At 73.1% G+C, this 12666-nt stretch carries 10 protein-coding genes; 4 read left to right on the top strand and 6 right to left on the bottom strand.

Annotation, left to right across the window (positions count from 1 at the left end; genetic code table 11):
- Positions 1-178 precede the first annotated feature (178 nt).
- The 4 genes from aceB (at position 179) to glcF (ending at position 6103) form a co-directional block, all read left to right on the top strand.
- Complete coding sequence (gene aceB / locus O2V61_RS12165) at positions 179-1780, top strand: malate synthase A (RefSeq protein ID WP_269183571.1); 1602 nt, start codon at positions 179-181, stop codon at positions 1778-1780.
- Between the two features lie 101 nt (positions 1781-1881).
- Complete coding sequence (locus tag O2V61_RS12160; protein WP_269183570.1) at positions 1882-3438, top strand: FAD-linked oxidase C-terminal domain-containing protein; 1557 nt, start codon at positions 1882-1884, stop codon at positions 3436-3438.
- Positions 3438-4700, top strand: coding sequence for an FAD-binding oxidoreductase (locus O2V61_RS12155; RefSeq protein WP_269183569.1), 1263 nt, complete (start codon positions 3438-3440; stop codon positions 4698-4700). Before O2V61_RS12160 ends, O2V61_RS12155 begins: the two co-directional genes overlap by 1 nt.
- Positions 4700-6103 (top strand): glycolate oxidase subunit GlcF, encoded by a 1404-nt coding sequence (gene glcF / locus O2V61_RS12150; protein WP_269183568.1) that lies wholly within the window; start codon positions 4700-4702, stop codon positions 6101-6103. Before O2V61_RS12155 ends, glcF begins: the two co-directional genes overlap by 1 nt.
- Positions 6104-6249: 146 nt before the next feature.
- On the opposite strand, the gene O2V61_RS12145 is transcribed toward glcF, so the two are convergent.
- The 6 genes from O2V61_RS12145 to O2V61_RS12120 form a co-directional block, all read right to left on the bottom strand.
- Positions 6250-6777, bottom strand: a complete 528-nt coding sequence (locus O2V61_RS12145; RefSeq protein WP_269183567.1) for a MarR family winged helix-turn-helix transcriptional regulator — start codon at positions 6775-6777, stop codon at positions 6250-6252.
- 44 nt (positions 6778-6821) lie between these two features.
- A complete protein-coding gene (locus O2V61_RS12140) occupies positions 6822-7253 on the bottom strand; it encodes a heat shock protein transcriptional repressor HspR (protein WP_269170280.1) in 432 nt (143 codons plus the stop codon).
- Complete coding sequence (dnaJ, locus tag O2V61_RS12135; RefSeq protein WP_269183566.1) at positions 7250-8488, bottom strand: molecular chaperone DnaJ; 1239 nt, start codon at positions 8486-8488, stop codon at positions 7250-7252. Before dnaJ ends, O2V61_RS12140 begins: the two co-directional genes overlap by 4 nt.
- Positions 8489-8570: 82 nt before the next feature.
- Positions 8571-9326 carry a nucleotide exchange factor GrpE gene (gene grpE, locus O2V61_RS12130; protein WP_269183565.1) on the bottom strand — a complete coding sequence of 252 codons (756 nt, stop codon included), beginning with the start codon at positions 9324-9326 and terminating at the stop codon, positions 8571-8573.
- A 64-nt stretch (positions 9327-9390) separates the two neighbouring features.
- Entirely contained in the window at positions 9391-11277 is a 1887-nt protein-coding gene (dnaK, locus tag O2V61_RS12125) for a molecular chaperone DnaK (RefSeq protein WP_269183564.1), read from the bottom strand.
- Positions 11278-11572: 295 nt separating this feature from the next.
- Entirely contained in the window at positions 11573-12562 is a 990-nt protein-coding gene (locus O2V61_RS12120) for a type IV toxin-antitoxin system AbiEi family antitoxin domain-containing protein (RefSeq protein ID WP_269183563.1), read from the bottom strand.
- Positions 12563-12666 lie beyond the last annotated feature (104 nt).

Below are 12666 nucleotides of genomic sequence, written 5' to 3'. Positions count from 1 at the left end.
CCGGGTGCCGGAGCACCCGTGATCGTCTTGACCCCGCTGGTGACCGAGGATACGTTTTCCGCATCACAGATGGAACCTTCCGCTTCCCGGAAGTTGGCACCACTTGTACGGCCTGTCCCGCCGGCCCGGGGAACCCCTCGGCGCTGCCGCCGGAGGGCACCGACCCCCAGGGAGAGCAATGAGCACGGTCGACGGCGTGGAGATCACCGGCCCGATGGGCCCGCGGTTCGACGAGGTCCTGACGCCTCAGGCCCTGGGGCTCATCGCACTGCTGCACCGGGAGCTCGACGGCCGCCGGCTGGAGCGGCTGCGGGCACGCACGGAGCGGGTCCAGGCGCTCGCCGACGGCGGCACGCTGGACTTCCTGCCCGAGACCGCCTCGATCCGTGAGGACGACTCCTGGCGGGTGGCCCCGCCGGCTCCCGGCCTGGTCGACCGCCGGGTGGAGATGACCGGCCCGACCGACCGGAAGATGACGATCAACGCGCTCAACTCCGGCGCCAAGTGCTGGCTGGCCGACCAGGAGGACGCCAACTCCCCGCTCTGGGAGAACGTCGTCAACGGCCCGCTCAACCTGATGGACTCGATCGACCGCACGATCGACTTCACCAGCCCGCAGGGCAAGTCCTACGAGCTCAAGCCGGACGACGAGCTGCCGACGATCATCGTCCGCCCCCGCGGCTGGCACCTGCCGGAGAAGCACATCACCGTCGACGGCGAGCAGACCTCGGGCAGCCTCGTCGACTTCGCGCTCTACCTCTCCGCGTGCGGGCAGAAGCAGATCGACCGCGGCCAGGGGCCGTACTTCTACCTGCCGAAGATGGAGAGCCACCTCGAGGCGCGGCTGTGGAACGACGCCTTCGTCCTCGGGCAGGACCACCTGGGCATCCCGCGCGGCACCATCCGGGCCACCTGCCTGATCGAGACCTACCCCGCGGCCTTCGAGATGGAGGAGATCCTCTACGAGCTGCGCGAGCACTCCTCCGGCCTCAACGCCGGCCGCTGGGACTACATGTTCAGCGTCATCAAGACCTTCCGCACCCGCGGTGACGACTTCACCCTCCCCGACCGCAACTCGGTGGGCATGACCGTGCCGTTCATGCGGGCCTACACCGAGCTGCTGGTGCGCACCTGCCACAAGCGCGGCGCGCACGCGATGGGCGGCATGTCCGCGTTCATCCCGAGCAAGGACGCCGCGAAGAACGAGTTCGCCTACAACAAGATCACCGAGGACAAGACCCGCGAGGCCAACGACGGCTTCGACGGCTCCTGGGTCGCCCACCCGGGCATGGTGCAGACCGCGATGGACGCCTTCGACAAGGTGCTCGGCGACCGGCCCAACCAGCTGGACGAGCTGCGCGAGGACGTGCACGTCACCGCGGCCGAGCTGCTCGACGTCAAGTCCACCCCCGGTGAGGCCACCGAGGCCGGGCTGCGGGCCAACGTCAGCGTCGGCATCCAGTACGTGGAGTCCTGGCTGCGCGGCTCCGGCGCCGCTGGCATCAACGGCCTGATGGAGGACGCCGCCACCGCCGAGATCAGCCGCAGCCAGGTCTGGCAGTGGCTGCACAACGGCGTCCGGCTCAGCGACGGCCAGCAGGTCACCACCGAGCTGGTGGAGCGGGTGATCGAGGAGGAGATGGCCGCCATCGCCGAGGCCAAGGGAGATGCGTACGCCTCCGGCCGGTGGGACGATGCCCGTGCGCTCTTCACCGAGATGGCCCTGAGCGACGACTACAACGACTTCCTCACCGTCCCGGCCTACGAGCGCATGCCCTGATCCACTCCCCCGCTGACCACCAGAACGGCCATCGTGATGGTCAGCGGGGACCGCACCACCCTGAACGAACCTGCAGGTCCGGCAGCGAAGGCGGAACCTCCATGAGCGGCACGCACGGCACCCAGACGACGGCCGGCCCGGTCCTCGGCGACACCCCACCCGAGGCGACCTCGGCCACCGGTGAGGCCGGGGACAACGCCGCCGGCATCGCGGCCGTGGGCCGGGTGGCCCGGGCCCTCATGCCCGAGACCGGCGTGATCGCCGACCCCACCCAGCTGCGCACCTACGAGTGCGACGGCCTGGCCCACTACCGGGTCACCCCCGCACTGGTGGTGCTCCCGGAGACCACCGAGCAGCTCGCTGCGGTGGTGCGGGCCTGCTCCGAGCACGGCGTCCCGTTCGTCGCCCGCGGCTCGGGCACCGGGCTCTCCGGCGGGGCGCTCCCCCGGGCCGACGGCGTCCTGCTGGTCACCTCCCGGATGCGGACGATCCGCGAGGTCCGCCGCGCCGACCAGCGCGCGATCGTGGAGCCCGGCGTCATCAACCTCGACGTCACCCGGGCGGCCACCCCCGAGGGCTACTACTACGCCCCCGACCCCAGCAGCCAGCAGATCTGCTCCATCGGCGGCAACCTGGCCGAGAACTCCGGCGGCGCACACTGCCTGAAGTACGGGTTCACCAGCAACCACGTGCTCGGCACCGAGCTGATCACCCCGCAGGGCGACGTCGTGCAGCTGGGCGGCCTGGCGCCGGACTCCCCCGGCTACGACCTGCTCGGCACCGTGGTCGGCTCCGAGGGCACCCTCGGCATCGCCACCACCGCCACCGTCCGGCTGGTGCGGCTGCCCGAGGAGGTCCGCACCCTGCTCGTCGGGTTCCACACCACCGACGACGCCGGCGCCGCCACCTCGGCGATCATCAGCGCGGGCGTCCTGCCCGCCGCGATCGAGATGATGGACGCGCTGGCCATCGAGGCCGCCGAGGCCGCCGTGCACTGCAACTACCCGGACGGCGCCGGCGCGGTGCTGGTCATCGAGCTCGACGGCGCCTCGGCCGAGGTCGAGCACGAGTACGCGCTGGTCGAGCAGTTCTGCCAGCAGAACGGCTCCTTCGAGCTGCGGCTGGCCACCGACGCCACCGAGCGCGCGCTGATCTGGCGCGGCCGCAAGTCCGCCTTCGCCGCCGTGGGCCGGATCAGCCCCGACTACATCGTCCAGGACGGCGTGATCCCGCGGACCGCGCTCCCGGAGGTGCTGCGGGCGATCGCCGAGCTGTCGTCGTCCTCCGGGGTCCGGGTGGCCAACGTCTTCCACGCCGGCGACGGCAACCTGCACCCGCTGGTCCTCTTCGACGGAGAGAAGGACGGCGCCAGCGAGGCAGCCGAACAGGTCAGCGGCGCGATCCTGGACCTCTGCATCACCCACGGCGGGGCGATCACCGGCGAGCACGGGGTGGGCGTGGACAAGGCCGCCTACATGCCGAAGATGTTCACCGACGACGACCTGGACACCATGCAGCTCGTCCGGTGCGCCTTCGACCCCGGCAACATCTCCAACCCCGGCAAGATCTTCCCCACCCCGCGGCTGTGCGGCGAGGTGCCCGGCAAGCGCAAGAAGGCGCACCCGCTGGTCGAGGCCGGGCTGGCGGACGCGTTCTGATGACCACGATCGACCTCGACACCGCCCGCACCCGCCTCTCCGACGCCTGCGGGGAGGTCACCGACGCCACCCCGGCCGACGCCGTCGACGGGGTTACCGCCGCGCTGGTGGCCCGGCCCGGGTCGACGGAGGAGACCGCCGCCGTGCTGCGCGCCGCCGCGGCCGCCGGGCTCACCGTCGTCCCCCGGGGCCGGGGCACCAAGATCAGCTGGGGCCGGCCGCCGGAGTCCGCCGACGTGGTGCTGGACCTGAGCCGGATGGGCCAGGTGCTCGACCACGCCGCCGGTGACCTCATCGTCGACACCCAGGCCGGCGCCCTGCTCTCCGACGTCCAGGAGACCGCCGGCTCGGCCGGCCAGCGGCTGGCCCTGGACGAACCGGTCGCCGGCGGCACCGTCGGCGGCATGCTCGCGACCAACGCCAGCGGCCCCGGCCGGGTCGCCGTCGGCACGGCCCGCGACCTGCTGATCGGCGTCACCGTGGTGCGCGCCGACGGGGTGGTCGCCAAGGCCGGTGGCCGGGTGGTCAAGAACGTGGCCGGCTACGACCTGGGCAAGCTGGTCATCGGCTCGTTCGGCACCCTCGTCGTCGTCACCCAGGCCGTCTTCCGACTGCACCCGGTGCCGGCCGCCCGGCGGTTCGTCTCCGTGCCCTTCGGCACCCCCGAGGACGCCTCCCGGCTGGTCCAGTCGGTGGTGCACGCGCAGGTCGTGCCGGCCGCCGTGGAGGTGGAGTGGCGCGTCGACGGCGCCGGCACGGTCGGGGTCCTGCTGGAGGGCACCCCCGCCGGCGTCGAGGCCCGGACGGCGACCACCCGCCGACTGCTGGGCCTGGGAGCGGACGCCGTCGAGGCCGCACCGCTGGGCTGGGGCGTGCTGCCGTGGACCGACGAGCCGGGGTCGACGGGCCTGAAGCTCACCTGCGCGCTGTCCGGCCTGGCCCCGGTGCTCATCGCCGCCCGCCGGGCCGCGGAGGACGCCGGGATCGCCCTCACGGTCCGCGGCTCCGGCGGGGCCGGCGTCCTCTACGCCGCGCTCGGCGCCGACGCCCCGGTGGAGGCGGTGGCCGACGTGGTCGCCCGCACCCGGGCGGTCTGCACCGAGCACGGCGGCGCACTGGTCGTCGTCGACGGCCCCCCGGCGGTCAAGGCGGCGGTCGACACGTGGGGCCCGGTACCGGCGATCGACCTGATGCGCCGTGTGAAGGAACAGTTCGACCCCGAGCGCCGTCTGGCGCCCGGCCGGTTCGTCGGAGGCATCTGATGGTCGAGTCCACCCGCGCCCGTTCCGACGAGCCGCAGAGCGACCCGCGCAAGACCGACGCCCTCAGCGCCGGCCCGGTGCCCGTGGGCACCCCCACCCTGCGGTCCGCCTTCGACGAGGACCACCCGCCCTCGGCCGAGCTGATCAGTGACTGCGTGCACTGCGGCTTCTGCCTGCCCACCTGCCCCACGTACACGCTGTGGGGCGAGGAGATGGACTCCCCGCGCGGCCGGATCGACCTGATGAAGGCCGGGCTGGAGGGGGCGCCGCTCAGCGACACGATGGTGCAGCACTTCGACGCCTGCCTGGGCTGCATGGCCTGCGTGACCGCCTGCCCCTCCGGCGTCCAGTACGACAAGCTCATCGAGGCCACCCGCGTCCAGGTGGAGCGGCACCACACCCGCAGCCCCGGCGACCGGGCGATGCGCGCGGCGATCTTCGCGCTGTTCCCGTACAAGAAGCGGCTCCGGGCACTGCGCGGACCGCTGCGGGCCTACCAGGCGAGCGGACTGCCGAAGGTCGTGCGGGGCAGCGGCCTGCTGGACCGGCTCGCGCCGAAGCTGGCTGCGATGGAGGGCCTGGCCCCGGTGCTGGAGAAGCGGGAGAAGCTGCCCGAGCGGGTACCGGCCGCCGGCGCCCGGCGGGCCGTGGTGGGCATGCTCACCGGCTGCGTGCAGGGCGAGTTCTTCCCCGGGGTGAACGCCGCGACTGCGCGGGTGCTCGCCGCCGAGGGCTGTGACGTGATCATCCCGCGCAAGCAGGGCTGCTGCGGCGCGCTGTCGGTGCACAACGGCCGGCAGGAGGAGGCGCAGTCCTTCGCCCGGGCCACGATCGACGCGTTCGAGAGCGCCGGCGTCGACGCGGTCGTGGTCAACGCGGCCGGCTGCGGCTCGAGCATGAAGGAGTACGCCGACATCCTCGCCGACGACCCGGACTACGCCGAGCGGGCGACGGCCTTCTCCCGCAAGGTCCGGGACGTCTCGGAGTTCCTCGCCGAGCTCGGCAGCGTCGCCCCGCGGCACCCGCTGGAGGTGACCGTGGCCTACCACGACGCCTGCCACCTCGGGCACGCCCAGGGCATCCGCAGCCAGCCGCGCGGCCTGCTGCGGGAGATCCCCGGCCTGCAGCTGCGGGAGATCGCCGAGGCCGAGGTCTGCTGCGGCTCGGCCGGGATCTGGAACGTGCTCAACCCCGAGCCCGCCCGCGAGCTCGGCGACCGGAAGGCGCGCAACATCGCCGGCACCGGGGCCGAGCTGCTGGTGACCGCGAACCCCGGGTGCCTGATGCAGGTCTCGTCCTCGCTGGAGCGGCAGGGCACCCGCATCGGCCTGGCGCACACCATCGAGGTCATCGACGCCTCGATCCAGGGCCTCCCGGTCACCACCCTGGGACCCCAGCACTGAAAGGACCCCGTTCTCCTCACCCCTCGCACGCTCGGGGCGAGCCTCGGAACGGGGCCTGACCGTTCTCCTCACCCCTCGCACGCTCGGGGCGAGCCTCGGAACGGGGCCGGACGGCCCACCCCCTGCAGGGGTGGGCTGTCCGTGGGTCACTCGGTCTGGGCGGTGACCTCGGCCTCGTGGGCCTCGCCGAGCCGGTTCAGCCGGCCCAGCAGCTGCGCGAGGGTCGCGACGTCGGAGGTCTCCCAGTCGGCGAGGTCGGCCTCCCAGCGCGCCCGTCGGGCGTCACGGAGGCGGCTGAGTCGCCGGTGCCCCTCCTCGGACGTCGACAGCACCTGGGCGCGGCCGTCGTCGGGGTCCGCCACCCGGTCGACCAGGCCGAGGTCGACGAGCGAGGCCACCTGGCGGCTGACCGTGCTCTTGTCCAGCCCCAGCCGCGCGACGACGTCACTGGCCCGCAGCGGGCCGGCGTCGTCCAGCAGCACGAGCAGCCCGTACGCCGCGCCGTCCAGGTCCTGGTGCAGCTGGCCGCCGAGCCGACCGGAGATCGCGCGCGCCCGGCGCAGCAGGAGGGCCACCTCGCGTTCGAGCGCGACGTAGGCGGCGTGCGGGTCCTGCGCGGTGCGCTCCACGTCGGACTCCTCCGGGATGGCGCGGGCTGCGCTGTCGACGGTCACACCGGTATCCACGTCCGGCGCGGACCCGGCGTTCCCGGTGCCGGTCACTGCCGGCCGGCCGGTCGCCACACCACCAGCGCGGAGCTGGCCGTGCGGGGCACCAGGTCGCGGCGGTAGGCAGCCGACACCGCGGCCTCCGCCGCGATCCGGTGGGCCTCGGAGAGCTCCAGCTCGTCGAGCAGCTCGGTGACCCGGGCCTGCAGCGCCTCGACCCGGGACTCCAGCTCGATGATCCGCTTGATCCCGGCCAGGTTGACGCCGTCCTCCTGGCTCAGCCGCTGCACCTCGCGCAGCAGCGCGACGTCCCGCGGGCTGTACCGGCGGCCGCCGCCGGCCGTGCGGCCCGGGCTGACCAGCCCGAGCCGGTCGTACTGGCGCAGCGTCTGGGCGTGCATGCCGGCCAGCTCCGCGGCGACGGAGATGACGAAGACCGGGGCGTCCTCGGCGAAGGCGCGCCCGGGGTCGGGGAGCGTCACCGCGTCGCCCCGTTCCGGAGCGCGGCCGTGACCTCCGGTCGGGGATCGTCGGGCAGCTCGGCAGCGAGCTTCTCGATCGCCTCCCGGGCACCGGGGGTCAACCGGCTGGGGACGGCCACCTCCACGGTGACCAGCAGGTCGCCGGTCACGGCCTTACCCGGCACACCCCGGCCGCGGACCCGGAAGGTACGGCCGCTGGAGGTGCCGGCCGGGACCTTCAGCGACACCGAGCCGTCCAGGGTGGGCACGGTGAGCGTGGTGCCCAGCGCCGCCTCGGCGAAGGACAGCGGCACGGTCAGGGTGAGGTCGTTGCCGCTGCGCCCGAACAGCTCCGAACCGCTGACGTGGACCACGACGAACAGGTCGCCCGCCGGGCCACCGCGACGCCCGGGGGCGCCCTTGCCGGGCAGCCGGATGCGCTGCCCGTCCTTGACCCCGGCCGGGATGCGCACGGTGATGGTGCGGGTCTGGGTGGTGACCCCGCCGCCCTTGCACTCCGGGCAGGGGTCCTCGACCACCGAGCCGGTACCGCGGCACTCCTTGCAGGGCTCGGAGAAGGCGAACGCGCCCTGGCTGCGACTCGTGACGCCGGCGCCGTTGCACACCGGGCAGGTGTGCGGGCTCGTGCCCGGACGGGCGCCGCTGCCGGAGCAGGTCGGGCAGGTGCCCGGGCTCTGCATCCGCAGCGGCACGGTCACGCCGAGCACCGCCTCGTCGAAGGCGAGAGTGGCCTCCGTCTCGACGTCCTGACCTCGGGCCGGTCCGGAGGCAGCCTGGCTGCGACCCCGCGCGGCACCGCCGGGGCTCGCCCCGCCCCCGGTGAAGAGCCCGCCGAACAGGTCGCCCAGCCCACCGGCACGTCCCCCGGTGCCGGGTGCGCCGGCTGCACCGCCGAAGAGGTCACCGAGGTCGAAGGGCTGGCCGGCGCCACCCCCGCCGGGGAAGCCACCGGAGAAGCCGCCGGGCGCGCCGGCACCGGGCCGGAATCCACCGGCACCGAACAGCCGGCGGGCGTCGTCGTACTCCGCCCGACGCTTCGGGTCGGACAGGACGTCGTAGGCCTCCGAGACCTCCTTGAAGCGGGTCTCGGCCTGGCTGTTGCCCGGGTTCTTGTCCGGGTGCAGCTCACGGGCCAGCTGCCGGTAGGCCTTCTTGATGGCCGCGGCATCGGCGTCCTTGGCGACGCCCAGGGCCGCGTAGTAGTCCTTCTCGATGAAGTCCCGGGTGCTGCTCATCGGGCGCCTCCTCTCTGCTGGGCGGGTGACGGGCCGGTCCGGCCTCCGGCGTGCGGAGGCCGGACCGGCCGGGGGGTCGAGCTCAGCCGGCGGCCGGGCCGGAGCCCGGCTGCTCGGCGTCCGTGGCGGTCTCGACCACCTCGGCGTCCACGACCTCCGGTGCACCCGCTGCCGGAGCCGGGGCGGCCGGGGCCTCCGGCTCGGTCACGCCGACCATCGCCGTGCGCAGCACTCGGTCCCCGCGCCGGAAACCCGGCCGGAGCACGGTGGTCGCCGTCGGCTCGGTCACCTCAGTGGAGGTGTCGTGCAGCACCGCCTCGTGCAGGGCCGGGTCGAACGGGTCGCCCGGCTTGCCGAACGAGGTGACCCCGAGGCCGTCGAGCAGCCCCAGCACCCGGTCGGCGACGACCTTGAAGGCGCCGTTGAGGTCGCCGTGGTCCCGGGCGCGCTCGATGTCGTCGACGATCGGGAACAGCTGCCCGGCGAACCGCTCGGCCGCCTGGTCGACGACGAGGACCCGGTCACGCTCCACCCGGCGCCGGTAGTTCGCGTACTCGGCGGTGACCCGCTGCAGGTCCTCCGTCCGCTCGGCCAGCTGCCGCGTGGCGTCGTCCGCCCCGCTCTCGATCCCACCGGTCAGCGGTGGTTCGACGACCGGGCCTGCTCCGTTCCCGGAACCGCTCGTGTCGTTGTCGTGCTCGCTCATCTGCTCTCCCTGCTCCGGCGTGGCACCGGCCGGCTCGTCACCGGCTGGTGCCCGGACCGTGCCGCTGGTCGGGTCGACGCGCCGCCTGTCGCGGATGACGACCCGCGGCGCCTGCTCGTCCTGCTGGCTCATCGTCTCTCCCCCAGGGCACCGGCCCGGTCACCCGGGCCGGTGCACCTGCGCGTGGACGGTGAGGTCACCGCTTGTCGGAGTCGTCGTCCACGATCTCGGCGTCGACGACGTCCTCGTCCCCCGCGGGCCCGGACGAGGTCGCCCCGGTCGCGTCGGTGGCGCCCTCGAAGCCGGCGTCACCTGCCGCACCGCCGGCGGCACCGTCGGTCTGCGCCTGGGCGTAGAGCGCCCCGCCGACCTCCTGGGAGATCCGGGCGACCTTCTCCTGCGCGGTCTTGATCGCGGCGATGTCGGACCCGCCGAGGGAGGAGCGGAGCTCGGTCAGCGCCTCGCCGAGCTCCTCCTTCTTCTCGGCCGGGATCTTGTCGCCGTTCTCGGCCAGGAACTTCTCGGTCTGGTACTGCAGCGACTCGGCCAGGTTGCGGGTCTCGGCCTCGTCACGGCGCTTCTTGTCCTCCTCGGCGTGCGCCTCGGCGTCGGCCATCATCCGCGCGATGTCGTCCTTGGGCAGGGCCGAGCCGCCGGTGATGGTCATCGACTGCTCCTTGCCGGTGCCCAGGTCCTTGGCGTGGACGTGCACGATGCCGTTGGCGTCGATGTCGAAGGCCACCTCGATCTGCGGGACGCCGCGGGGCGCCGGGGGCAGACCGGTCAGCTCGAACATGCCGAGCTTCTTGTTGTAGGAGGCCATCTCGCGCTCGCCCTGGAACACCTGGATCTGCACGGACGGCTGGTTGTCGTCGGCCGTCGTGAAGATCTCCGAGCGCTTGGTCGGGATCGTGGTGTTGCGCTCGATGAGCTTGGTCATGATCCCGCCCTTGGTCTCGATGCCCAGGGACAGCGGGGTGACGTCGAGCAGCAGGACGTCCTTGACCTCACCGCGGAGGACACCGGCCTGCAGCGCGGCACCCACGGCCACGACCTCGTCGGGGTTGACGCCCTTGTTGGGCTCCTTGCCCCCGAGCAGCTCGCGGACGAGCTCGGTGACGGCGGGCATCCGGGTCGAGCCACCGACCAGGACGACGTGGTCGATGTCGCCGACCTTGACGCCGGCGTCGCGGATCGCCTGGTTGAACGGGGCCTTGGTGCGGTCCAGCAGGTCCTGGGTCAGCCGCTGGAACTCGGCGCGGGTGATCGTGACGTCCAGGTGCATCGGGCCGTCGGCGCCGGCGGTGATGTAGGGGAGGTTCACGTTCGTCGACTGCGCGCCGGACAGCTCGATCTTCGCCTTCTCGGCGGCCTCGCGCAGGCGCTGCATGGCCAGCTTGTCCTTGGCCAGGTCGATGCCGGACTGGGCGTTGAAGGTCTGCACCAGGTGCTTGACGACCCGCTCGTCCCAGTCATCGCCGCCGAGCTTGTTGTCACCGGCGGTGGACTTGACCTCGATGACGCCGTCGCCGATCTCCAGCAGGCTGACGTCGAAGGTGCCGCCACCGAGGTCGAAGACCAGGATGGTCTGCTCGGTCTCGCCCTTGTCCAGGCCGTAGGCCAGGGCCGCGGCGGTGGGCTCGTTGACGATGCGCAGGACGTTCAGGCCGGCGATCTCACCGGCCTCCTTGGTGGCCTGGCGCTGGGCGTCCTCGAAGTAGGCGGGGACGGTGATGACGGCCTCGGTGACCGGCTCGCCCAGGTAGGTCTCGGCGTCACGCTTGAGCTTCTGCAGCACCCGGGCGCTGATCTCCTGCGGGGTGTACTGCTTGCCGTCGATGTCGCCGGTCTTCCAGGTGGTGCCGATCTCGCGCTTGACGCTGCGGATCGTGCGGTCGACGTTGGTGACCGCCTGGTTCTTGGCCGACTGGCCGACCAGGACCTCGCCGTTCTTGGCGAACGCGACGACCGAGGGGGTGGTGCGCGCGCCCTCGGAGTTGGCGATGACGGTGGGCTCGCCGCCCTCGAGGACCGACACGACGGAGTTCGTGGTGCCGAGGTCGATTCCGACTGCTCGTGCCATGGAAGGACTCTCCTGTGCGTTGCTGACGGGGTGGTGCTGGTCTGGGAGCCGAGGGCCGGCGCCGTCCTTGCGCCCGGTCCGCTCAACTTTCCTGCCCAGCCTAACGGCAGGGGTGGCGGCTGTGTTCCCAGGGGCCCGACGCGTGACGCGGACCTCATCGACCGAGCGCCGTCCTCTGGCCTTGGCCTCGTCCCGCCGGGATGTCGCGCCGGGATCAGGTCACCTGGTCATGTGGTGACCAACCCCGCGGCCGACCGTGCAGTAGGTGCCCATACGGTCGGGTAGGACGTCGACCTCAGCCTGTCCGGCCGGGACGGCGAACCACCCGGAACCCGCGCGGCCCCACGTACGGAGTGAGCAGCAACGTGCGGAGCCGGCCGCGGACACCAGACCACGGGGCTCCCAGGTCTGCCTTCGCGATCCGCACCGGGCGTGCGCCGGCAGCCCGCATCCGGTCCTCGCGTCGCTTCTCCTCCCAGAGCACCTCACCGGGCGATCGCCCACCGCGTGGGTCCAGGTACTTGACCCTTCCGTCGAACTCGAGAGCGACCGCCGCATCGTCGTACCACCCGTCGACGCGGCCGATGAAGCCCTCGTCGTCCCAGAGCTCCACCTGCAGCTCGGGCGCCGGGAGCCCGCTGGTGACGATCCGGACCCGGCCGGCGCTCTCCAGCGGTGACTCCGCGCGGCCGTCGGCCAACCGCACCGCCCGGGCAGCCTGGGCCGAACCCTCCCAGTGGCGCGCACCGGCCACCGCCTCGCGGAGGAGCAGGGGATCGGTGAGACCGCGGTGGAGGGCATCGTCCAGGGCGACGACCGCGTCAACGAGCTCCCACTCCCGTGCACAGTCGACCAACGTCCGGGCGACGGCGGTGACCGAGAAGGGCCCCCAGCCGGCCACCGCACGGGCGGGCAGGCCACCCTGGGAGACCCGGTAGCCGCGACCCACGCGCCAGTTGTCCGGGTCCGTGAGCCGCACCTCGGCCAGCCCCCGGCGCGGGACGAGCAAGCCGTGCACGGCCGCCGCCGATGCGTGGCTGACCGCCGGGCGCCGCGACAGGGAGACCAGCACGGCGGCGACATCGAGCAGATGACCGAGCCGTGGGTCGCCGGATGCACGGGCTGCCACGTCGCCGGAGCAGTAGACCCCGCGGCGTCGCCGGGTCCACGCACCGGTGCGCAACAGCGTGCGCACCTCGTCGCGGGAGTGACCGGCAGCGAGCGCCTGGGCCGAGCTGAAGACGCCGAACTGGCGCGTGGCGATCTCGTCGAGGACCGGGAGCACGGGTCGAGGGTCACCCCGGGACGGAGACCGAGGCGGGCTCGTGGTCCAGCTGTGGACGGCGGGACCCGATGTGGACAGCGACGTCCTACCTCCGGCCGCAGGCA

The organism is Modestobacter sp. VKM Ac-2985, assembly GCF_026967925.1.
Classification (GTDB): Bacteria; Actinomycetota; Actinomycetes; order Mycobacteriales; family Geodermatophilaceae; genus Modestobacter.
This window is presented reverse-complemented; position numbering and strand designations above follow the sequence as displayed.